21 protein-coding genes are annotated in these 22,565 nt (G+C 63.3%); 5 read left to right on the plus strand and 16 right to left on the minus strand.

Features of this window, described 5'->3' with window-relative positions; genetic code table 11:
- Nucleotides 1–9: 9 nt before the first annotated feature.
- On the minus strand, nucleotides 10–426 hold the full coding sequence (locus ACE1EY_RS01825) for a CBS domain-containing protein (protein ID WP_291513570.1): 417 nt from the start codon (nucleotides 424–426) through the stop codon (nucleotides 10–12).
- A gap of 147 nt (nucleotides 427–573) precedes the next feature.
- Between ACE1EY_RS01825 and ACE1EY_RS01830 the strand changes: the two genes are divergently transcribed.
- A complete protein-coding gene (locus tag ACE1EY_RS01830; RefSeq protein WP_291513571.1) occupies nucleotides 574–966 on the plus strand; it encodes a TraR/DksA family transcriptional regulator in 393 nt (130 codons plus the stop codon).
- 11 nt (nucleotides 967–977) lie between these two features.
- Here the strand turns inward: ACE1EY_RS01830 and ACE1EY_RS01835 are convergent, their stop codons facing one another.
- The 6 genes from ACE1EY_RS01835 to ACE1EY_RS01860 all read right to left on the minus strand — a co-directional run bounded on the left by ACE1EY_RS01835 (nucleotide 978) and on the right by ACE1EY_RS01860 (nucleotide 6,886).
- Nucleotides 978–1,433 carry a hypothetical protein gene (locus ACE1EY_RS01835; RefSeq protein WP_291513572.1) on the minus strand — a complete coding sequence of 152 codons (456 nt, stop codon included), beginning with the start codon at nucleotides 1,431–1,433 and terminating at the stop codon, nucleotides 978–980.
- Nucleotides 1,434–1,493: 60 nt separating this feature from the next.
- Nucleotides 1,494–2,114 carry a hemerythrin domain-containing protein gene (locus ACE1EY_RS01840; RefSeq protein WP_291513573.1) on the minus strand — a complete coding sequence of 207 codons (621 nt, stop codon included), beginning with the start codon at nucleotides 2,112–2,114 and terminating at the stop codon, nucleotides 1,494–1,496.
- A gap of 85 nt (nucleotides 2,115–2,199) precedes the next feature.
- Nucleotides 2,200–2,535, minus strand: coding sequence for a GNAT family N-acetyltransferase (locus ACE1EY_RS01845; RefSeq protein ID WP_291513574.1), 336 nt, complete (start codon nucleotides 2,533–2,535; stop codon nucleotides 2,200–2,202).
- Nucleotides 2,532–3,398: an SDR family oxidoreductase gene (locus ACE1EY_RS01850; RefSeq protein ID WP_370299313.1), complete on the minus strand. Its 867-nt coding sequence runs from the start codon at nucleotides 3,396–3,398 to the stop codon at nucleotides 2,532–2,534. Before ACE1EY_RS01850 ends, ACE1EY_RS01845 begins: the two co-directional genes overlap by 4 nt.
- Nucleotides 3,399–3,632: 234 nt before the next feature.
- Nucleotides 3,633–4,490, minus strand: coding sequence for a DUF305 domain-containing protein (locus ACE1EY_RS01855; RefSeq protein ID WP_291513576.1), 858 nt, complete (start codon nucleotides 4,488–4,490; stop codon nucleotides 3,633–3,635).
- Between the two features lie 248 nt (nucleotides 4,491–4,738).
- Nucleotides 4,739–6,886, minus strand: a complete 2,148-nt coding sequence (locus ACE1EY_RS01860) for a catalase (RefSeq protein WP_370299314.1) — start codon at nucleotides 6,884–6,886, stop codon at nucleotides 4,739–4,741.
- 229 nt (nucleotides 6,887–7,115) lie between these two features.
- Here ACE1EY_RS01860 and ACE1EY_RS01865 point away from each other — a divergent pair, with 229 nt between their 5' ends.
- Genes ACE1EY_RS01865 through purL form a run of 3 tightly spaced genes read left to right on the plus strand, consistent with a single transcriptional unit; the run spans nucleotide 7,116 to nucleotide 12,085 of the window.
- Nucleotides 7,116–7,448, plus strand: a complete 333-nt coding sequence (locus ACE1EY_RS01865; RefSeq protein WP_291513578.1) for a DUF1820 family protein — start codon at nucleotides 7,116–7,118, stop codon at nucleotides 7,446–7,448.
- Nucleotides 7,448–8,215, plus strand: coding sequence for an MBL fold metallo-hydrolase (locus ACE1EY_RS01870; protein WP_291513579.1), 768 nt, complete (start codon nucleotides 7,448–7,450; stop codon nucleotides 8,213–8,215). The genes ACE1EY_RS01865 and ACE1EY_RS01870 overlap by 1 nt, the downstream gene beginning before the upstream one ends.
- Before the next feature lie 39 nt (nucleotides 8,216–8,254).
- Nucleotides 8,255–12,085, plus strand: coding sequence for a phosphoribosylformylglycinamidine synthase (gene purL / locus ACE1EY_RS01875; protein ID WP_370299315.1), 3,831 nt, complete (start codon nucleotides 8,255–8,257; stop codon nucleotides 12,083–12,085).
- Nucleotides 12,086–12,094: 9 nt separating this feature from the next.
- Here purL and ACE1EY_RS01880 read toward each other — a convergent pair whose 3' ends face one another.
- The 4 genes from ACE1EY_RS01880 to ACE1EY_RS01895 form a co-directional block, all read right to left on the minus strand.
- On the minus strand, nucleotides 12,095–14,602 hold the full coding sequence (locus tag ACE1EY_RS01880) for an EAL domain-containing protein (RefSeq protein ID WP_370299316.1): 2,508 nt from the start codon (nucleotides 14,600–14,602) through the stop codon (nucleotides 12,095–12,097).
- Between the two features lie 246 nt (nucleotides 14,603–14,848).
- The gene (locus ACE1EY_RS01885; protein ID WP_370299317.1) at nucleotides 14,849–16,069 is read right to left on the minus strand and encodes a mechanosensitive ion channel family protein; all 1,221 of its coding nucleotides are present in this window, start codon (nucleotides 16,067–16,069) and stop codon (nucleotides 14,849–14,851) included.
- A gap of 43 nt (nucleotides 16,070–16,112) precedes the next feature.
- Nucleotides 16,113–16,814, minus strand: coding sequence for a glycosyltransferase (locus tag ACE1EY_RS01890; protein ID WP_370299318.1), 702 nt, complete (start codon nucleotides 16,812–16,814; stop codon nucleotides 16,113–16,115).
- A 49-nt stretch (nucleotides 16,815–16,863) separates the two neighbouring features.
- Nucleotides 16,864–17,871, minus strand: coding sequence for a radical SAM protein (locus tag ACE1EY_RS01895; RefSeq protein WP_370299319.1), 1,008 nt, complete (start codon nucleotides 17,869–17,871; stop codon nucleotides 16,864–16,866).
- Between the two features lie 173 nt (nucleotides 17,872–18,044).
- On the opposite strand from ACE1EY_RS01895, the gene ACE1EY_RS01900 reads away from it, so the two are divergent.
- Entirely contained in the window at nucleotides 18,045–18,797 is a 753-nt protein-coding gene (locus ACE1EY_RS01900) for a DNRLRE domain-containing protein (RefSeq protein ID WP_370299320.1), read from the plus strand.
- Between the two features lie 155 nt (nucleotides 18,798–18,952).
- Here the strand turns inward: ACE1EY_RS01900 and ACE1EY_RS01905 are convergent, their stop codons facing one another.
- The 5 genes from ACE1EY_RS01905 to ACE1EY_RS01925 all read right to left on the minus strand — a co-directional run.
- Nucleotides 18,953–19,465: a LuxR C-terminal-related transcriptional regulator gene (locus ACE1EY_RS01905; RefSeq protein WP_370299321.1), complete on the minus strand. Its 513-nt coding sequence runs from the start codon at nucleotides 19,463–19,465 to the stop codon at nucleotides 18,953–18,955.
- 85 nt (nucleotides 19,466–19,550) lie between these two features.
- Complete coding sequence (locus tag ACE1EY_RS01910) at nucleotides 19,551–20,009, minus strand: N-acetyltransferase (RefSeq protein WP_291512651.1); 459 nt, start codon at nucleotides 20,007–20,009, stop codon at nucleotides 19,551–19,553.
- Complete coding sequence (locus ACE1EY_RS01915; RefSeq protein ID WP_291512652.1) at nucleotides 20,006–21,463, minus strand: RimK family protein; 1,458 nt, start codon at nucleotides 21,461–21,463, stop codon at nucleotides 20,006–20,008. Before ACE1EY_RS01915 ends, ACE1EY_RS01910 begins: the two co-directional genes overlap by 4 nt.
- A 103-nt stretch (nucleotides 21,464–21,566) precedes the next feature.
- Entirely contained in the window at nucleotides 21,567–22,073 is a 507-nt protein-coding gene (locus tag ACE1EY_RS01920; RefSeq protein WP_373928030.1) for a DNA-deoxyinosine glycosylase, read from the minus strand.
- Between the two features lie 5 nt (nucleotides 22,074–22,078).
- The coding region (locus ACE1EY_RS01925; RefSeq protein WP_370299322.1) for a protein tyrosine phosphatase family protein at nucleotides 22,079–22,565 on the minus strand (487 nt) is incomplete at its 5' end.

The following is a 22,565-nucleotide window of genomic DNA, read 5'->3' on the forward strand; positions in this document are numbered from 1 at the left end:
CCTGTCCGATCAATGGTGGGCGGAAACGGAACTGGACAAACGACCGGCGAGATCCGGCTGCGTGGCCTGGGCGAAATCGCCGAGACTGAGCATGCCCACGAGGCGTTTGTCCTTGTTGACGACCGGCAATCGGCGGAGCTGCTTGTCTTGCATTAACTGCATGGCTTCGAGGATGTCATCGTCTTCATTGCAGTACGCAATGCCCTCGGTCATGACATCCCTGGCCGTGGTCGAGGTGGTGTCCTTGCCGTCGGCTAGGCAGCGAGTGACCAGGTCCCGGTCGGTGACCATGCCGATCAAGCGGTCGTTCTCGCCAACGGGTATGGCACCGATGTCGTTGTCTCGCATCCGCTGAGCGAGTTCGGCGACCGGGACGTCGGGGGTGCAGAGCTCAACGCCCTGATGCATGGCTGTCTTGGTTTCCATTGATTCGTCCTTGGGGCAAATGGCTGTGGCTTGAATGGCCACATGGTTGCGACATATCGATCGGCACCATGTTCCTGTCTTTTTGCGAGGAAACACCGGGGCGAAACGGCTGTCGAACATCGCGCGGGGCACGACATGGAGCATGCAATGACGACATTGAATCCCGAGCTGCAGTTCGCCGTATCCAGCACCTTGCAGGAACGTCTCGCCGAGCTTGATGAGCAGATCACGGCGTCAGAAAGCGGGCAGGAGCCTTGGGTCGCCCGGGCCAGCGAGGCACCGGACGCCGGGGATGCGTCGGTGGCCGACCATCTGCAGACCAAGGAACGTGCGCTGGAGCAACAGGCGGTGGATCAGCGCAATCGCGTGATCGATGCCTTGCAGCGCCTGGAAACCGGCGATTACGGCGAGTGCATCGACTGCGGCACGGAAATCAAGGTTCAGCGCCTGCAGGTGCAGCCCGAGGTGGAGCGCTGTGTCCGCTGTCAGGAGGCGTATGAACACACGCACGCCAATGCGGGTGCGGGCGCCAGCCTGTAACGGCCTACGGCCTACGGCCTACGCGCCGGGTCGCTATGTGGCTCGATGGAGGAGATCCGGGTGCGCATGTCCTCGATGACCAGCTTGCGGTACTTCACCGCGTAACGCACCGGTAGCCGGGACATGGCCTGGATCACCTGATCTTCCTCGTTATCGGATTCGGCTTTGACCATGACGAACTCGCAGCCACGCCGAGCCAGCTCCAGCTGTTTCTCGCGGACCGGCAGACTCGCCCCGATGGAGGCCATGAAGCTGGGGTTGTCCAGATTCCGGGCAGCCTCGGTTTCCATCTGCTTGGCGGGCACCACCGTGATGTCGTCCTCGGGAAAACCCGCATCTTTCAGATAATCATGCGCCGCCGCGGCATCGCCATCATGGTCAAATGCGATGACCATGTGATCGGTGGGATAGAACATGCCGGCTTCGCGGGCATGATTGCTATCGGATTGGTTGGTCAGTTTGCTCATTTAAGTCTCCTGCCGTGCCGGAACCTGGCGGGACAAGCCCGCCAGGGCCGGGGCGGTTGATCAATGCTGCTGATTCCGGGCCTGCCGGATGGCGTCCCGTGCACGGTCTGCAATGGCGACCATGGGTCCGAGTGCGACATTGCCAGTAGCCGACGTCGGACCACTGGGATGCGGTCGGGTCGGTGCTATGGCTTCGGCAGCCCGGAAGATGGGCGACAACGATGCCAGCGTGTCCGCAGATACCGCCTGCTCGATCTTGGGGAACTCGTTGTCTTCCTCGGCTTCGGCATGCTCGATCACGTCATCGCGTAGCTCGGTCATGAGCTGGTTGAAATTCGCGTCATCCACATCCAGTTTTTCCAGGCGAGCGAGAAGCTCCTCGGCCGCCCGTTCTTCCTTGAGCCGGCGTTCGGCGATGTCGTCGCCTTGATCGGCTGAACGAACCAGCGGATGGAGCACTTCCTGCTCGGCTGTTTCGTGCACCACGAGCTTGTGGATGAGGGCGTGTAGCGCCTCGCGCTTGTCTGCAGGCGAGCCAGCCGTAGAGATGGCGTTGAAACGACGTTTGATCTCGGCGTGGTCCTCCAGAACGCGGCTGAGCACGTCATCGCGCTCACGCTGATGGGCCTTGGTTTCGTCTTCCTTGATGGCTTCGATGGAAAGCGGTTCGTTAATTGACATACGGATTCGCTCCTTGTCGGGGGTGAAATCAGATGATGGCCAGCCGGGCATCGGCGGCGGGTTCCGCTGCCTGCCCGGGCGCCTGCTACGACGGGCAGTTCAGCGTCAGGGCCTGCCAAGCCGGGTTACGACGTGCCTCGGCCAGCACATATGAGCAGGCAGGCACCACACAACAGCCTTGTTCGGCGGCGTCGTTCATCAGCCGCTCGACCAAGCGGTGTGCGAGTCCGTGGCCACGCCACGACCCGGGCACATAGGTGTGGTCGGCGGTGATGTTGCCGTCTGCCCTGCGGCGCCATGTCAGCTCGGCGAAGGCACGGGTTCCGTCCAGCGGGATGTAGTACCGCCCCCCGATCGGCGTGGCCTCGTGCTGCACCGTGTAGTCCGGTTGTTGCAGTGTGATCTCGTCGCTGCTGCTCATCCTGCGGTCGTCTCCCCGCCCAGTAATGGCAGGACGTGTCCGGTGATGTAGCTGGAATCCGCATTGCTTGCGAAGAACACATAGGCAGGCGCCATTTCTTCGGGCTGACCGGGTCGGCCCAGCGGCGTGGCTTCGCCGAACTCACGCATCTCCTCGTCGCTGCGCTCAGCCGGGTTCAGTGGTGTCCAGACCGGGCCGGGCGCCACGCAGTTGACCCGGATGCTTTGCTCGACCAGCGACTGCGCCAGCGACTTGGTGAAGGCGTGGATCGCACCCTTGGTCGACGAGTAGTCGAGCAACCGGCTTTTGCCTTCCAGACCAGTCACCGACCCGGTATTGATGATGGTGCTGCCGGGCGCCATGGCGGGCACGGCATACTTCACCATGTAGAAGTAGCCGAAAATATTCGTGCGGAATGTGGTTTCCCACTGCTCGATCGAAACGTCATCCAGCGAGTCGCGATGACGCTGGTAGGCGGCGTTGTTCACCAGCACGTCCAGCTTGCCGTAGGCATTCACGGTGGTGTCCACCGCGTGCTTGCAGAAGTCCGGATCGGCGACATCGCCCGGAATCAGCAGGGCCTTGCGGCCGGCCTCCTCAACGTGTTTCGCGGTGGTTTCGGCGTCGCCTTCTTCCTCGTTCAAATAAACGATGGCGACATCGGCGCCTTCCTTGGCGAACAGCGTGGCCACGGCACGGCCGATGCCGGAATCACCTCCGGTGATCAATGCGGTGCGGTTTTCCAGCTTGCCGGCGGGGCGATAGTCCGGGGCTTCAAACTGAGGGGCCGGGTCCATCCGGGATTCATCACCCGGCGGGGTCATGTTCTGGTCGGGAAATGGGGGTTTGCTGTGGTCTTCCATGGTGTTCGACTCCATTGACAGATTCGTACCCATCCCGCCCTTGAACTACCCCATAGGCACAAACTGTGACTGCGGATGGGGTCTGTTGTTCCAATCACGACAACCGAAAATTTCGCTGGTCGAGCCACGCGCAGCCGCTTCAATTCAGGCGTAAAGGATGGCGGCCGGGTGGAGCGGGGCCGCCGGCCGGATGCGTGGCACCTCGTTTGGCGGGTTTGCTTCGGACAGCCGCAGTCAGCCGTCGCAAGTCCAGAATCCCCGGTATCCGACGGACAGCCCCTGATCGAGTGTGAAGCTGAGTTCCGCGTTTTGCCGCCAGTCACGGGCATCGCGAGGTAGGGGGCTCACTGCGACTGATGCGCCACGGGTGGCGTAACGACGCTCGTTCTCAGCGCCCGGAGTCGCAGCTAGGCGGATCAGTGTGCCGTTGACCTTCATGGACGCCGCCTTGCCTTGGTCCGTCCACAGGATCGGGTTGGTCTCGCGGCTACGGTGAAACCGGCAGTGCTCCGGCGCTGCCAGCACCCGGTCAGTTTCGGTCCGCGAGATCGGTTCAGGGTCGAGATCGGAGGTCAGCGTGTTGGCCAGCGCGTCGGCGACTGTGCCCGGTTGGGCCGGCGGGTCCTCGTGGATCTGTGTGACCACGTTGCCAGCCGAGATGTCGGCGATCAGATACCGCATTTCTGCGATCTCGCGGCGTTGGGCGCTGGCGATTTCCTCGGCCAGTTGATGGACACGGGCATCGCGGATGCGCGCTCGCTCTGAAGTCATGATCGCGATGGAGTGGTGTGGAATCATGGCTCGCATGTAACTCGGTCCGTTCACGGTGACCTGGCTGCGAACCAGCCAGAGGCTCGATGCGAAGACCAGCGCCGCACCGATGAAGATCGCGATGTTCAGCCGTTTGCTGGAATACATCCCAAGCATGTAGGCCAGCATGATGATCGCCATGGTGGCGCCCATCAGCAGCGCCATGTAGGTGCGTGTTTCCGAGAAGAACAGGTGTTCCCACGCGTAGGTGTTCAGGTACATGAGGATGAACATCACTACGGTAGAGGTGATGATCATCAGTCCAAAGCGGATGTAGGACATGGGGGCTCCGTGCGGGTGGCTCAGGGTTGGGTTGCAGCGCGCTCCATCCGTGGCGTTTTCGTATGGAATGCCGCCTGTGTCTGTTGGACCGGTAGCGGATGGCATCCAGATCGCGGACGAATGCTTACGGCGCACGGCCTCCACGACTGATGTGGGGCCGGCTGGCCATAGACGCATCCGTCCACTCTGTATGACCGAACGTCGGGCGCGACGTTGGCGCCCGACGTTCGGAATTTGCGGTCGCTAAGCTATGTTTGGTCGACCAGTTCCTGGCGCTCCCAGAACCGCAGATTCCGGCAGGTTTGCACGAAAGCCTCCGCCGTTCTGGACTCGTCGGTCAGTGGCAGGTAGCCATCGTCGCGGTCGCTTTCACTGACGCCGGCGGCGTTTAGCAGGACGGCTGCGTCGCCGGAGAACCCGACAAACTTGCAGTGGGCATGTGCATCGCTGACGAAATCTCGGGCGGTCGCGTCGTTGGCCAGCGTGTGCGCGGCTGTCTCGTCGAGAATGACCGCGACGCTGTCGTAGACCACCGACGGTCCGCCATCGATCTTCTCGTCCACGGGGATGTTGTTGCCGTCGCTGTCCTGAATGCCACCGACCGAAGAGGCAATGAATTCAAGCATGGCGCCTTCAGCCTCGACGGCCTGTTTCAGCGCCTTGATGGTGCTGGCGTCGCTGCCATCGCCGACCAGCGCACCCACCTTGCGGCCGGCGAAGGATTCCGGGCCGTTGAGCAGGATGCTCAGGGCGCGGGATTCGACCAGGTCGGTTCGTGTCGTGGCTGCCGCCGGAACCGGCTCCGGCAGTGACTCGAGCCCCAGGCCCTGGGCCACGCGCTTGGCCAGGTCTTCATCAACATTGAGCAGGCCGGCGACCAGACGCTCTCGGATCGCCGTTTTCTGCACCTTGGACAGTTCGAAGACGAAGGCGTCGGCGATGTGCTGGCGTTCGACCGCCGTCTGGCTCAGGTAAAACTGTCGTGCCTGGCTGTAGTGGTCGGCGAAGGATTCCGGACGTATACGGCGCTTGTCGCCCGATTCCGGCGTGGCATGGCTGATGTAGCCGCGCTCGGGATTCTCGCGAGGCCCGCCAGCCTCACCCCAGGAGTTGGGCTCGTAGTTGGCCCGCCCGGTCGGGTTGGACACGGCCATGTGACCGTCCTGCATGAAGTGCGCCATCGGGCAGCGTGGCGCGTTGACCGGCAGGTGGGTGAAGTTGGGCGACCCCAGGCGTTTGAGCTGCGTGTCCAGGTAGGAGAAATTCCGGCCCTGCAGCAGCGGGTCGTTGGTGAAATCGATGCCCGGCACGACGTTTTGCGTGCAGAACGCGACCTGCTCGGTTTCGGCAAAGAAGTTGTCCACCGTCTGGTTCAGCACCATCTTGCCGATGGGCTTGGCCGGAACCAGATCTTCCGGGATCAGTTTGGTGGCATCGAGCACATCAAACTCGAACTGGTCGGCGAAGGCGTCATCGAACAGCTGGACGCAGAGCTCCCACTCCGGGTGGTCGCCGGCCTGGATCGCGTTCCACAGATCCCGGCGGTGAAAATCGGGGTCGGCGCCGTTGATCTTCAGCGCCTCATTCCAGACAACCGACTGCATGCCAAGCTTGGGTTTCCAGTGGAACTTGACGTACGTGGACTGCCCTTCGGCATTGACGAGGCGGAAGGTATGCACGCCGAAGCCTTCCATAAAGCGGAAGCTGCGCGGAATGGCGCGATCGGACATGATCCACATGAGCATGTGCATCGATTCCGGCATCAGCGAGGCGAAGTCCCAGAAGTTGTCATGCGCGGTTTGCGCCTGCGGAAAGCCGCGATCCGGCTCCGCCTTGGCAGCGTGGATCAGGTCCGGAAACTTCATCGCGTCCTGAATAAAGAACACCGGGATGTTGTTGCCGACCAGGTCCCAGTTGCCTTCGTCGGTGTAGAACTTGACCGCGAAGCCGCGCACGTCACGCGCCAGATCCGCCGACCCCTTGTTGCCGGCCACGGTGGAAAACCGCACGAAGACATCGGTCTTCTTGCCCTTGGCCTGAAAGGGGGCCGCACGGGTGATGTCGGTGAGCGGTTCGTAGCATTCGAAGTAACCCTTGGCACCAAAGCCGCGCGCATGAACCACGCGCTCGGGTATGCGCTCGTGGTCGAAGTGGAAGATCTTGTCGCGCATGACAAAGTCTTCCAGCAGCTTCGGGCCGCGCTCACCGATGGCCAGTGTGTTCTGATCGTCGGCGACCGGAACACCTTGTTGGGTGGTGAGCGTGGGGTGGTCGGCATCGGCGGTTTGGCGGGTTTCGCCGCCTTGGCCTCGGCGGGTTTTCACATCGCCGTAGTCAACGGATTGAAGATGCGGACATGCGGAAGCCGCGTTGGGTGTCGTTGATTCGTCTGTCACGGTGTCCTCCTTGACGGTCGTGGGTGGCGCCGAAGAAACCAGCAGCCATCAAGATGGATTCATGCCGGCTCCGCTTGTTCCATTGCTTTGCTCTATTGTCGTCATAGCGAACCCGTGCCGAATCCGTTCGTCCGAGGGGGCAGGGCGCTTGCTATAATTCGCGCGCCGGCATCCCACGTCGGCCCTACGCGTCCCGGGCACTCGCGCTGCCCGACCAGCCTGCAAGCTTGTGAAACAACAACGCCTTTATCGCGTCGCCTTTATCAACAAGGGCCAGCTCTACGAAGTCTATGCCCGCTCCGTGGCCTCCAGTGACCTGTATGGGTTTGTCGAGATCGAGGAACTGGTGTTCGGCGAACGCACGTCGCTGGTCATCGATCCGGCCGAGGAAAAGCTGGCTGCGGAGTTCGCGAACGTGAAGCGCTCCTTCGTTCCGATGCACGCCGTGGTGCGTATCGACGAGGTCGACAAGCGCGGCACAGCCAAGCTGACGCCGGTCGGGGAGGGCTCGAACGTGACGCCGTTTCCGATGTACACCCAGGGCAAGTCAGAAAGTACCTGATGCGGTTCGCCTACCTGGGTAGCGGCAGTCGCGGCAACGGGGCCGTGATCAGCTCCGGGTCGACACACGTCCTGCTCGACTGTGGCTTTCCCGCTGGCGAGGCGCAGCGGCGTCTGCAGCGTCTCGGGCTGGAGGCCAGCCAGCTGGCGGCGATTCTGGTCACGCACGAACATGGCGACCACATCGGTGGCGTGAGCGCATTGGCGCGCCGCCATCGACTGGCGGTGTTCATGACCCTGGGTACGCGTGCTGCCGGGAAGATGCACGCCGATGTTGACGTGCAGGTGATCGACGGACATTCGCCCTTTGCGGTGGACGATCTGGAGATTCACCCATACCCGGTGCCACATGATGCGCGCCAACCCTGCCAGTACGTGTTTCACGACGGGCAGATGCGCCTGGGCGTGCTGTCGGATGCCGGCTGCATTACACCGCATATTCGCAGCATGCTTGCGCCCTGCGACGGGCTCGCGGTGGAGTTCAATCACGATCGCGACATGCTCGCGCGCGGCCCGTATCCGCAGAGCCTGAAGACGCGGGTGGGCGGCCAGCTCGGGCATTTGAGCAATTGCCAGTCCGCCGGCTTACTCGCCGAAATCGGCATGGCGCGCCTGCAGCACCTGGTGCTGGCGCATTTGTCCGAACAGAACAATTCGCAGGCGCTGGCTCGGCAGGCTGCCGCCACGGCGCTGGATGTGGATGAAGACTGGGTGCAGATCGCCGACCAGGACCAGGGTCTGGACTGGCGGCAACTCGCGCCCCGATGAGCAATTGACGCAGAACCCCGACGACATAGGATTCGATCGATGACCACTCGCATGCTGCTGGGCCAGGCCGCGCTTTCTTCTTTTCGGCTGGATCGCCTCAACGCAGCGCTGGCCGAGGCCGGCAGCGAGGTGATCGTGCAAGGTTCGGCGTGGATTTATCTGGTCAACGCCTCGCGCCCGGCCGATTGGGATGTGATCGAGCAGCTGCTACCCGGCGTGACCACCGCGCCGCCCACCGGGACGGTTGCCCAATACGTGCTGCCGCGTGCGGGGACGCTGTCTCCCTGGTCCAGTAAGGCCACGGACATCGCACGGGTCTGCGGCATGGATGTCGACCGCCTGGAGCGCGGCCGCTTGCTGATGCTCAGCGCCGTGCCGGATGCGGCGGCCCTGGATCTGCTGCACGACCGGATGACCGAGCAGTTGCGCTCGACCCTGGATGATCTGGACGCGGTATTCGCCACCCCGCCGCGCCGCCCGCTGCGGCACATGCCGCTTGGTGATGATCCGCTGGCGTCGCTGCGCGCCGCCGATGCGGAACTCGGCCTGGCGCTGTCGGACGGTGAGATCGAATACCTGGCTGCGTTTTATGCGGAGTCTTCGCGTGAGCCCACCGACGCCGAGTTGATGATGTTCGCGCAGATCAATTCCGAGCACTGCCGGCACAAGATCTTCACTGCGCAGTTCACCATCGACGGCGAGCCGCAGGACCAATCGCTGTTCGACATGATCCGCGCCAGTTATGCCGCGTCGCCCGACAGCATTCTGTCGGCCTACAAGGACAATGCCGCGGTGCTGGAAGCCCAGCCCAGCGGGCAGTTCCGCGTGAGCGACGAGCCGGTCTATCAGCTGAACGAGGAGCCGTCGCATATCGCGATCAAGGTCGAGACCCATAACCATCCGACCGCGATTTCGCCTGATCCTGGTGCGGCCACCGGCGCCGGCGGCGAGATCCGCGACGAGGCCGCGACGGGGCGGGGCGGCTACACCAAGGCCGGGCTGAGCGGCTTTTCGGTGTCGAATCTCAAGATTCCCGGCGCGCCGCGACCCTGGGAGATCGATGTCGGCAAGCCGGGCCACATGGCCAGTGCGCTGCAGATCATGCTGGAAGGCCCGATCGGTGCCGCCAGCTACAACAACGAGTTCGGCCGGCCCAATCTCACCGGCTACTTTCGGACCTACGAGCAGAGCGTGGCAGGCCTGCTGCGGGGTTATCACAAGCCGATCATGATCGCGGGCGGTATCGGCAGTGTGCGCGACGGGCATGTGGAGAAGCTGCCGGTACCGGTTGATGCCAAGCTGATCGTGCTCGGCGGCCCGGCCATGCTAATCGGCCTGGGCGGCGGCGCGGCGAGCTCCGTGGGCGCTGGCGAGGGCCAGGAGTCGCTGGATTTTGCCTCGGTGCAGCGCGCCAACCCCGAGATCCAGCGTCGCGCGCAGGAAGTCATCGACCGCTGCTGCGCGCTGGGTGAAGACAACCCGATCCTGTCCATCCACGACGTGGGCGCGGGCGGTATCTCCAATGCCCTGCCAGAGATCATCGATGCCGATGGCCGCGGCGGCGTGATCCGCCTGAGCGACGTGCATTCGGCCGATCCGTCGCTGTCGCCGATGGAAATCTGGAGCAACGAATCGCAGGAGCGCTACGTGCTGGCGATCGCCGGCGAGTCGCTGGAGCAGTTCCGCGCAATGGCCCTGCGCGAGCGCTGTCCCTTCGCGGTGGTCGGCGAGGCGACCGCGAAGCCGCAGCTGGAGGTGCTTGATCACGCGGACGAGCACGCTGTGGACATGCCGATGACGGTGCTGCTCGGCAAGACACCGCAGATGCATCGCGACGTCCTTCGCATGACCTCGCCGGGCGATGGCTGGACCGGCGCCGACGTGGAGCTGGCCGATGCGATTGATCGCGTGCTGCGCCTGCCGTCGGTGGGGTCCAAGCAGTTTCTGATCACCATCGGTGATCGCTGCATCACCGGCCTGGTGGCCCGTGACCAAATGGTCGGACCCTGGCAGACGCCAGTGGCCGACTGCGCGGTGACGGCCGGTGGTTACACCGGCCATGTCGGCGAGGCGATGGCCATGGGTGAGCGCACGCCGGTGGCGCTGCTCAATGCGCCGGCGTCGGGCCGCATGGCCGTGGGCGAGGCGATAACGAACCTGCTGGCGTCGGACATCGAACGGCTGGACCGCGTGCGCCTGTCCGCGAACTGGATGGCGGCCTGCGGCGAGCCGGGCGAGGACGCGCGCCTATACGACACCGTGCGCGCCGTCGGCGCGGAGCTTTGTCCGGCGTTGGGTATTGCAATTCCGGTGGGCAAGGACTCGCTGTCCATGCGCACACGCTGGACCGTCGATGGCGAGACGCGACAGATGAGTTCGCCGATGTCGCTCATCGTCACCGCTTTCTCGGCCGTGCAGGACGTGCGCCGCACACTTACACCGGTACTGGAAGCCACAGGCGACACCCTGCTGGTGCTGCTAACCCCGGCCGGCGTGCAGCAACGCCTTGGGGCCAGCGCGCTGGCCCAGGTGTATCGCCAGACCGGTGACCTGGTACCTGATCTTGATGACGCCGCCGGCTTTAAGGCCTTTGTCGAGACTGTACTGGCGCAGAAGGCGGAGGATCGTTTCCTGGCCTATCACGACCGCTCGGACGGCGGTGTGCTGGCCGCGCTCTGCGAAATGGCCTTCGCCAGTCGCTGCGGCCTGGATGTCGATCTGGGCACTCAACTGCCTGTTCCCGCGCTGTTCAATGAGGAGCTGGGCGTGGTGGTGCAGATACGCGCCGATGACCAGGAGGCCATCACCGAGGCCTTCTTTGCCATTGGTGCGGGCGTGCAGGTGCTGGGCCGGCCGAACGAGTCGCAAACGCTGACGATCTCGGCCAACGGCGCCGAGGTCTTCAGCGCCGCGCGGAGCGATCTGCAGCAGCGCTGGGCCGAGACCAGCTGGCAGATGCAGCGCCTGCGTGACAATCCGGCGGGCGCCGACAGCGAATACGCGACGCTGCTGGATGACGAAGACCCCGGCCTGCACGCGGCGCTGAGCTATGACGTGAGCGAAGACGTCGCCGCGCCGTTTCTGAACCTGTCGCGGCCCAAGATCGCGGTGCTTCGCGAGCAGGGCGTCAACAGTGCCCGCGAAATGGCTTTTGCATTCCACGTGGCCGGTTTCGAGGCGGTGGACGTGCACATGTCCGACCTGATCGACCGGGTCCACGCACTGGATGACTACGCCGGCCTGGTCGCCCCTGGCGGGTTCTCCTACGGCGACGTGCTGGGTGCCGGTCGCGGCTGGGCGGGCTCCATTCGCTTCCATGCGGAACTGGCGAACCGCTTCCACGACTTTGTCACCCGCGACGACCGTTTCGTGCTCGGTATTTGCAATGGCTGCCAGATGATGGCCGAGTTGCGAGACCTGATCCCGGGGGCCGAACACTGGCCGCATTTTGTCCGCAACGCCTCGGAACAATTCGAGGGACGTGTGGCGATGGTGCAGGTGCCGAAGTTCACCAACTCCCTGTTCCTCGAAGGCATGCAGGGATCGCGGATGCCGGTGGCGGTATCGCATGGCGAGGGCCGAGCGTTGTTCGCCTCGGCCGATGATCAGGCAGCCCTGCAATCCGGCGGCGGGCTGGCGCTGCAATACGTCGACAACCGGGGCGTCGTCAGCGAAGCCTATCCGGCGAACCCCAACGGCTCGCCCGCCGGCATCGCCGGCGTGACCGCGGCCGATGGCCGCGTGCTGATCATGATGCCGCACCCGGAACGCGTGATCCGCACCGTTTCAAACTCCTGGAACGATCCGTCCTGGGGCGAGTACGGGCCGTGGATGCGCATCTTCCGCAACGCGCGGCGCTGGGTGGGCTAGTCGCTGTCGTCAGGCGGACGTAGCCGTGGTGCCAAACGTTTCGCCCAGCTCGGACACCCGGTGTAACGCGTTGCTCGCCCATCGCTCAAACGCCGGGGCATCGAGCGCAGGACTGAACAAGAACCCCTGCACGTAGGTGCAGTGCCAACGTTGCAGTTGCCAGAACTGTTCCAGCGATTCGATACCTTCGGCGACAATGTCCAGGCCCAGTTCGGTGCCCAGGCGGATCACCGCCTGGATCACCGTCGCGGCTTCGGGGTCTTCGGGCACGCCGCGAATAAAGGAACGATCGATCTTGAGCGTGTCGACCGGAAGCGATCGCAGGTGACTGAGCGAGGAGAAACCGACCCCGAAATCGTCGATCGCGATGTGGACCCGCATGGCGCGTAGTTCGGCCAGGATGGCGCGTGCGGCTGCAATATCGGCCACCACCGCGCCTTCGGTAATCTCCAGGTGAATGTGTTTACCGTTCAGATGATGCTGCGACAGTTGAGTGCGTACCGCGTCGATCAGGTGTCGGCCGCGCAGCTGGCTGGGTGACACGTTGACCGCGATCCAGTCAGGCCCATCAGACATGTCTTTCCAGGCGCTCGCCTGGCGACACGCCTCGGAGAGCACGTAGTCGGTGATGTCATTCATCAGCCCGTGATTTTCCGCCAGGGCAATGAAGACGCCTGGGTGGACGGCCGTGCCGTTCGGTCGGGTCCATCGAAGCAGTGCTTCGCAGCCTTTGACCCGATGGCTTGTTGTGCAGATCACCGGTTGGTAGTGCACGGCCAGTAGTCGATCACGCAATGCGCTGCGTAGTTCTTCCAGCATGTCCTGTTGTTTGCGTGCGGTTTCGGCCCATACCGCGTCAAACCACCGCCAAGATACGTGATCGGCTTCTGCGCGAGCCATGGCGATCTCGGCGTGCATCATGAGTTGCTCGGCATTCGCGCCGCCTTCCGGAAAGCGGGTGGCGCCCACATGAATGCTCAAACCGCTGGCCTGGAGTCGTCGTGCGAGTTGCCCGACGTTCTCGGACAGCGTGTGAACCCGGGCGGCCAACATCGATGCATCGTGGCCGGCGCAGTCGGAGATGATGGCCACCGCGTCCATGCCAAGTGCGCCGATGTCTTCGCCGGGCAACAGGCCGTCTCGGAACAGGCGCCCGATCTCGAACAGGATGTCGTTTCCGGCCTGGTGTCCACGGGCATGTCGCAGTTCGCGCAAACCTTTGATGCCGATCACGGCAACCGAGGGTTGCGTCCCTGATCGGTCTGCGAGCTGCACGCGTTCTTCCAGCTTTGCACGAACACCCGAGCGATTGGACAGGCCGGTCACGGTGTCGCGCGAAACGTGATGCAGGGCGATATCGCGATGTGTGGTCGCGATCTGACGCTGAATGATCTGATGCTTTTGAGACTCGCGCATATGTCGCGCCGTGCCGAGCATCAGCAGGAACATCGAGAAAATGGCGCCACCTCGTTGCAACAACTCCGTATCGCGCCATGGCCAGTCGGCAACGCCCATGAGGTTCAATGCCATCGCAACGCCGCCGATCATGTACAGGGACAGCGCGCCGAGCGACCACATGGCGAATTCCTGCCCGCGTATCGCCAGATGGAGACTGGCCGATATGGTCACGATGAACCACGCGAGAGCGAGAGTGCTATTCAACCCGGTCCAGAGCGGGAGGTGAATCCACGTGAGCGGAAGGCTGAGCAGGGCCAGCACGGGCACCGCCCACAACGCGAGGTGATGGCGGGGCAGGTTTTCTTGCAACTGCAGAACGCGGGAGAAGAGCAGAGAGCCGAACCAAAAATGCATGCACAGCAGCACCTGCGGGAGCTGGCTGGACGTCCAGATGGGCAAGCCGAGGTCGACGAGCAGACCTCGAAACCCGCCCACGCTAATCGCGAAACAGCCGTAGAACAGACTGAACCAAGCATAGGTTGCTCGCCTCGTGGTCAGTGCAAAGGCCACGCCGACCAGGATGAACGCGCCGAGGACACCGAAGTACAGGGCGAAACCGATCCGCTGCCCGGCGACCAGATGGGTGATCTGCGATCGCGAACCGATCGCAATCGGTACACGCAGCCAGCTTTCAGATTCCGCCGACACGTACATCGGGCGGGTGGCATCGACGATCGCCGGCACGGCAAAGCGATAACCCCGGTCCCAGATCAGCGGACGAGCGGAGTGACGGCCCCGGCAGTCATGTTGATACCCACCGGCCGGCAGCGGCCAGTGAACGCAGATCTGTTGCAGCGGCGGGTGGTCGAGCAGCAGCTCCCAGGGCGTCATGCGGTGTTCCGGCAGCCCCACGCTGAATCGAAGCCAGGCGCGTCCGCTATTCGCCCCGAGGCGCACAGGCGCCCGAACGGTTTCGAAGGCATCGCAGGCCGATGTTTCTGAGATCTCGGAAAACTCGACGTCTCGCGCGGTATCGACGAATAGCTCGACGGCACCGTTCAGTTCGATCAGGTCATCAACCGGCGTGTAGTGAACAACTTCGCTGCAGGGTGCTGACATCGCGACTGCAAATGCGGCTAACACATTCATTGCATTGCCCGCCGAGCGTAAACGGCGTCACTCGGACATAAAAGAGGCCGCGCGCGAACTATGCGAAGCCGGTTCCGGGCTTTCTGGCGCGATCCTGCGTAAAAAAGGGGTGCCCTTCTTCGGGAGCACTGCTACAGGGGCGCCACCCTAAATTCCAGTTGCTAAAAAAAATGTAAGGGAGGCTAAGAAAACCTGAAAAAACCGATAAATGGTCCTTCAGTCAGGGTTGGGCGTGTCCGCGGCTTGATCCTGCCGAATCCACAAATCCCGTTGCGGGAATGGGATCGTCACCTGGTGTTCGCGGAACGCCTGATCGATCGCAAAGCGCAGGTCGCTGGCGATGGCGTAACGTCTGGCGACATCCCGGACGAAGCACTTCAGCTCGAAATTCAACGACGAATCGCCAAAGTCGGCGAACCAGACCAGGGGATGCGGCACCTGTGTCTGATCCTCGCCCATGACCAGTTCATGAGCACTGGCGACGCCGAGTATCAGCTTTTTCACCAAGGCGGTATCGCTGCCGTAGGCCACGCCGACACCGACCGTGATGCGGCCAAAGCGATCGCGCAGCATCCAGTTGGTGACGTGATTCGATAGCAGGTCGGAATTGGGCACGATCACGTGCTGACGGTTCAGGGTTTCGATCTCCGTGGCACGGATGCGTACCTTGCGGACAAAGCCCTCGGTGCCGTTGACGTCGATGTAGTCGCCGCTGCGAATTGGGCGCTCGAACAGCAAGATCAGGCCCGAGACGAAGTTGTTGACGATGTTCTGCAAGCCGAACCCGATGCCGACGCCCAGCGCGCCCGCGATGATCGCGAACTTGGTGAGGTCAACTCCGCCGATGGCCAGGCCGATCAGCACCGCCACGACGAAGGCGGCGTAGCCGAATAGCGTCGCCACCGACTCCCGCAGCGAAGCATCCAGCGGGGTGCGTGCCAGCCAGGTGTTTTCCAGGCGGTGAGAGAGCCAGCGGAACAGGCTGACCAGCGCCAGAAACACGACGGCGCCGAGTAGCATCTGGCCGGGAACGATCCGGATCTCGCCGATGCTAATGCCGGTGCTGAGCAGCCGATCGAGCACCTGCTCGCTCATGGTGCTGAGCCCCCACTGATCGAGCAGGATGAGCGGCACCGCAACCCAGATCATCGTGACCAGCGCCCAGTGTGCCCAGGTGACTTCGCGCAGCGGCTCGCCCGGCTCGGCGCCCGCACGCTCACGCAGCCGCTGCTGCCAGGCCTGCTGACCCGTTGAAATGCCCGCAGCAAGCCGCTCCAGCACCGCGGTGAGCAATGCGGCGCCGCCAATCCAGGCCGCGGTCTTGGTCAGATGCAGGAACGGCCACACCGGGGCCGTGAACCATTGTTGCTGCAAGCCGTACCAAGCGCCGGCGAACAGGCCGCCAAGGACTAACGACAGCAGGGCGAGCAAGCGCATAGAGTCTTCCCCAGGACACGAGCCTGCATTGTAAGGGGATTGGTCAGCGCCGCGTTTTGCCGTTGAGGTTCAGGCCGCGCTCGTAGATACGGTTCAGCCAGGGGTCGGGCAGGCGGGCGGCGTATCCGACTTTCATCACCTGATTCATCGTCGCCTGCCGCCAGAGGCCGTTGTGCTCGTAGCGGACGGCTGAAGTGACCGCTGGCTGCGGTAGCCGCAGCGGGCGGCCGAAGCGGCGCAGCCTGAGCGAGAGTGCGGTGTCCTCGAAGATGAACCGCGGCGGCACCGGATCGGCCGGCAGCAGATCCCGGCGAAAGAAGATGCAGTGATCCAGATAGACGATGCCGCGGCGATCCATGCGAATGCGGTTGGAATAAAACGAGGTCCATTCCAGCAACGGATGGCTGCGATCGAAGCGGTGGGTGAACCCGCCCCAGGCCACGGAGTCAGGCAAGCGCAGCAAGGCTTCGATGCCGTCCGGCGTGAGCCGGCTGCGTGGGTGGTGAAACAGAACGCGCGGGTGAACCGCGGCGGCTACGCCCGCATTCAAGCGCTCCGCGCGGCTGCTCGATGGCAGATTGATCCAGGTGCATCCCGCCGCACGGACGCATTCATCGGTGCCGTCGCCGCTGTTGTTGTCGACGACGATCACCTGGATGCCGGGGTGCGCGACCAGCACGGCCAGACTGCGGGGCAACCATCCGAGCGACATGTCGCGGCTGGTCGGAATGACAACGCTGAGCATCAGGGGCGGGTCTGGATCATTTCAGTAGGCAGCGGGCGCGCCGGGCGGATCAGGCCGAGCAAGCACCTCCGCCCAGCACGCAGAACTTGGCGCAATGCGGGTGATTCAGCCGCACGGGTCGCAACGATTCGCGCAGGCTGTGCCCCAACTCGAATTCGGCATCGTAGGGCAGCAGCGTGCAGGCGGCGACCACCGGGCGGGCCTCGCCCTTGCGCTTGATGACCATGCGCGACGAAGCACACATCATGTCGTTCGGGCTGACATCGAGAATGCTCCAGCAGGCCGTCGTGATCTCTGGCACTTCGGCCTGTTCGTCCATTTCGGGAAACAGCATCAGGTGCCGTGGGTCGTCCGTGTTGATGTGAATGGCCTCGTCCCGGAACAGCCGAGCGAAGCCGGCGCGCATGGCGGGTTCATCCTCGCCCCACATCGTCCGGCCCGCGGCGGAAAGGTTGAAACCATGCTCGGACAGCCACTTCAGGCCCCGCAACATCGGCTGCCAGCTTCGCGGCCCGCGCTCGGTTTCATGTTGGGTCGGCGCGTAGTGGTCCACCGATACGCGTATTTCCAACCGCTCGCCGTAGCGTCGCTGCAGGTCCAGTAGTTCGGCCTGCCGCTTTTCCATCGGACGCATGGCGTTGGTCAGCACCAGCACCCGGAAGCCGCGCCCAAGCGCATCACCGAGCATGGCGATGAAGTCGGGATTCATGAAGGGCTCGCCGCCGGTGAATCCGATCTCGGCGGTGCGCAGGCCCTCGCGCTCGATCTCATCGAGATAGCCCGCGACCTCAGCCGCCGTGAGGTACACCAGCCGGTCATTACTGGGTGTGGATTCGATGTAGCAATGGGTGCAGGCGAGGTTGCAAAGCGTGCCGGTGTTGAACCACAGCGTATCCAGCGCCACCGGATCAACCCAGGCGCGTGGTTCGCCCTTGGCTGTCCATTGCGGGTCGGAGAACTTCTCGGGCGTCGTATTGGCAGGCAGGCCAGTCATCGGTCGGGCATCGTGTTCGAAGCTGTGCAGGATACGACCCTGTGACTGTTCAATGCATCTCATGACTACGGTATTGGTCTGTCGGCATTGCGCGTCGACGTAATGTAGAAGGTGGCGCCATTCGTGCCCGTTTCAGCTGTTCGGGATATTGAGCAGGTTAGAACGATCCGCTGTCACGCTATTGCCACAACGGGCCTCTTAGAATTTCGCACCGGCAATGAGGCAAGGACGGTCCAGTGACCTTCGCTGTACTTCGACAAGTGAGCGGCCCTGCTCGTGTGGAGGTATTGCTGGCGTTACTTTGCGGGGTGACCGCATGGGTGCTCTGCGCATGCAGCGGAGACGGAAGCCCGGTCAGCCGGCCGGTTCAGGAACCTGAACCGCTGGCGCCGAGCGCGGATGCAACGCTGTACGAGTCGTCGTCAGGTCAACTTGCCAATGGTGCGGGCGTGTCACTTTATGTGGGAACGACACGCCAGGAATCAGAGCGGGTCCGGCGTGCGCTTATACGGTTTGACCTGTCGGAATTGTCGGCTAGCTGCGAGTTGATCCGCTCGGCGCAGCTTCGGATGACGGTTACGCGATCGCAGGGCGGCGCGCTGCAGCTGTCGGTGTACCGTGTTCTCACAGAATGGAACGAAGGTTCGGCTGGTGCGGGAACAGCGGACGATGGGAGAGGCGCACCGGCCGGGTCGGGCGATGTCACCTGGTTGCACACGGGCAGCGGCTCTCTATGGGCGATGGCGGGCGGCGACCATGATCAGTCTCCGGCGCTTCAGGAAAGCATTTCGGCCACTACCGGTGTCGTCACCATTCAGGACGCAACAGGCGGGTTGCGCGACCTGGTGCAATTCTGGCGCGACAATCCCGGGCAGAACTTTGGCGCGCTTCTGCTCGCGGACGAATCGTTGATCGGGACGGTGCGTCGTTTCCAAAGCCGCGAATCAGGCTCGAGCGGGGCTCCTCAACTGGTCTTGCAGTGCAGCTAAGTTGCGGCCGTGAGCACAAGGTTCGCTTGTATCGGGAATCGTCTGTTTCGGTACAGGATAAAAAATTTTCGCTATGCCCCATTGCGTGGCGACGAACCGCTAGACATCTAAACGCTCGGAGCTAATCAATCAGCAGGCCGACTTGGATTGCGCGGTCAGATCAGGCGAAGGCTGATCGCTTTGAGTACGGCCTGGGTGCGGTCGCGCACCTGCAGCTTGTCCAGCACGCCGGAGACATAGTTCTTCACCGTGCCTTCGGCCAGGAACAGCATGCTGGCGATTTCGCGATTGGCGTAGCCGCCGACCATGAGCCGCAGAACGCTGCGTTCGCGTTCGGTGAGCGTTGGAACGTCGGCCCCGCCGGCCGGCGGGGTGAACTGCCCGGCATTGCGCACGGCTTGCGATGCGGTGGGTGCATAGGCGGTCTGGCCGGCGTGCACGGACTCAATGGCCGCCAGCAGTTCTTCCGGCGATACATCCTTGCGCAGAAAACCGCGCGCACCGGCGGCCACCGCCTGCTCGAACAGGGCGGGTTCCTCGAACGTGGTCAGGATGATCACCGGTATCGGGTCGCCCCGTCGACGCGGTTCACGCAGGGTGTCGATCCCGTCGCGGCCCGCCGTCGGCGGTTTCAATTCGCTCCCGGTGAATGGGTGCTCGTCGCTCATTTGGAATGACCAAACTTCACTTCTCGCGCCTTGCCTGGCCTGTTTTCAGGCAGCAACTTGGGGGCGCGCATAGATCAGTGTTTCCCTAGAGTCCCCGGCACAGCCGCAGACCATCACGACCGTCGTAGTAACCGGGTAGCTCCCGCTGTGGTTGAAACGCGAGCTTCTGGTACAGCGCCAGCGCGGCGACGTTGTCGGCGGCCACTTCGAGGCAGATGCGGTCGCAGCCGGCAAGTGCGGCGAGGTGACAGGCGTCGTCCACCAGACCCGCTGCCAAACCATGTCCGCGTTGCGTGGTGTCGACGATGAGCGAGTAGATTCTGGCGGCCCGGCTGTTGCTGCGCGTGAGCAGGATGAGCGTGGCGACGAGCGTCGGGTGGTCCGTGTCGGCGTCGATCACGCGAATCAGCGCCGACGGCCTTTGGAGTAAGCGGCGCATCGATCGGCGTGAGATTCGATCGGCATCGAACCCCTGTTCCAGCACCATCAAGGCATCAAGGTCATCAGGTCTGGCGGTGCGTATCCGGCACGTGGACGTGATCATTGGCGACGGGTTCGGGCATCGAGCCGGTCCATCATGTGCTGCATGACGATGCGGTACAGATCGGCGCCCAGCACGCGATCCTCCACACCGGCGTCGAGGCTGGGGTTGTCGTTGACCTCGATCAACGCAACCCGACTACCGAACTGCTTGAGGTCCACACCATAGAGGCCGTCACCCACGGTTTTCGCCGCCTTCATCGCGACGTCGAGCACGCGTGTCGGTACGGCATCAATCGGCAGCGTGTCGGCCGCACCTTCCTGTTTTCCGTCCGTGTCACGTTTGATGATCTGCCAGTGTTCGGGCGCCATGTAGTAGCGACAGGCATAGAGCGGCTGGCCGTTGAGAATACCGATTCTCCAGTCGTATTCGGTGGGTACGAATGACTGCACCACCAGCAGATCCGAACGCTCCAGCAACTCCTTGGCGGTCTGCTTGAGTTCGGTCGCGTCGTCAATCTTGACGACACCGCGAGAGAACGCGCTATCCGGTTGTTTGAGCACGCAGGGAAAACCAACGATGTCGGCGACTTCTTTGAGATTGCCTCGGTGCAGAATCAAGGTTTTCGGGGTCGGCACGCCCGCGCGGGTCATCCGCTGCGCCAGCCAAACCTTGTTGGTGCAGCGGAGTATCGACTGCGGATCGTCGATGACCACCAGGTCATCTTGAGCCGCGCGGCGTGCAAAGCGATAGGTGTGATGGTTGACCGCCGTGGTTTCGCGGATGAACAGCGCGTCGAACTCCAGCAAACGGCCGTAATCCGCTCGCTCCAAGAACTCCACGCCGAAACCCAGGTCTTCCGCCGCGTTTCTGAATTGCTTCAGGGCGCGCGCGTCGGATGGGGGCTCCTGCTCTTCCGGATTGTGCAGAATCGCGAGGTCGTAGCGGGCACGCTTGACGCGCTTGCGACTGGGCCGCTTGCCGGCGAAATAATCGGCGGCCGATGCGTGCAGACAATCACGCTGACCGGCAGGCACATCACCAAGGGCAATCGCGGACAGGCCGACGATCTCCCAACGCGCCTGCCGCGAAAAGCGTGCGCGCAGCAAAGGCGCGGGGAACAGGTTGAACAAGGCTCGTGCCAGACGGGCATGCCGCTTGGCAGCACAACGCCCGAAGTACACATGCAGCTCGAACGTGTCGGATTCCAGCGGCGCGAGGCTGGTTTGCACCAGATCATCCGTTTCAGCGCGGATGATGCGCGGGCCGTCGCGTGATTTGAGATCCTGCACCGTGCTGATCTCGGGCAGCGGCTGATGCCCTCGAGCACCTGCCAGCAGCGACACGTAATACCCGGCGCTCTGGTAGCGGTGGGAACTGCACAGGTTGTAGATGCGGCGACGGCCGCCGCCGGCGTGACGGTCGTCGGTGAGATAGTCCTCCGCCGTGATCACCGCAATGCCATCGGGCGGTTCGGGCCAGTCAGCCAGATGGTCGACCACGACCAACCCGGTCACGTCGTCACCCGCTTGGAACTCACTGCCTGCATCGCCGCATCACCGCTGGATCGCTTGCGCGAAAGCGCGGATTGTAGGACCAACCGCCACGAAATGAACGACGCTATTGCAGGACATTCCGAACGACCGCCCACGCCTGCAGCTTTTGCTCGAAACGCAGGCTGGCGTGCGCCGGGCTGGTCGACGGCAACCGGGTTGCCGGAAGCCGGGCGATCGCCGCATCACCGCGATGATGACGCCGGAACAGGGTCGCCGCGGCACCCCCATTGAAGAACACGTGGCTGATGCCGGGACATCGGACCAACAACTCATCAAGCGGATTCGGCTGGACCGATTCGCGGCGGATGTCGGCATCCAGACTACCGGGGCGCTCGGCCTGGCTCGCCACGTCCCAGACCGCGACCTGCTGACTGCGCAACTGATGGCAACGCGCTTCGTAGTCCAGCTCGGCATCAAAGCCAAACAACGCGCCCATGATCGGCCAAAACGCATTGCGCGGATGGCCGTAGTACTGATGTGCCTGCACCGACGCCACGCTGGGCAGCGAGCCTAGAATCAGCGCACGAGCGTCGGCAGCGGCGATCGGCGGAAACCCCGAGACCCTGTGCATACCCGTCATTCAGGCAATGGCGCGTGCCCGTTGTCAGAGAGCACGGCATCGATCAACGCACGCCACGGCCCTTCGGGCGTCCAGATCGCGAGCAGGTCGGGCAGGGCTTGGGCTGGCATCATGCCCTGGCGTTCGATGCGGTCGAGAAACACCATGGCGGACACCCGCATGTTCAGCGCGCAATGCACCAGCACAGGTCGGTCCTCGCAGGCGGCCAGCGTCGCACTGAACCGGTTCAAATCGTCGCGGCCGGGCGTCGAGAACTCGATCGGCTGATGGTGGTACACCACCCCCTGCGCGGCCAGCACATCAGCTTCGTCGGCCACCGCGTGGTCGGAGTCGGCCAAGGCGAGGTTGATGACGTTGGCAATACCGGCCTCCCCCAGCCCCTGCAGTTGCAAACGGGATGGCTGGCCAGCGGTGTGCAACGCTGACCCGAGCTGGCGATAAGCCCGCAACCTGCCCAGATCCACTCCAGCCATCACATGCCGG

Source organism: Abyssibacter sp., assembly GCF_964229365.1.
Taxonomy (GTDB): Bacteria; Pseudomonadota; Gammaproteobacteria; order Nevskiales; family OUC007; genus Abyssibacter.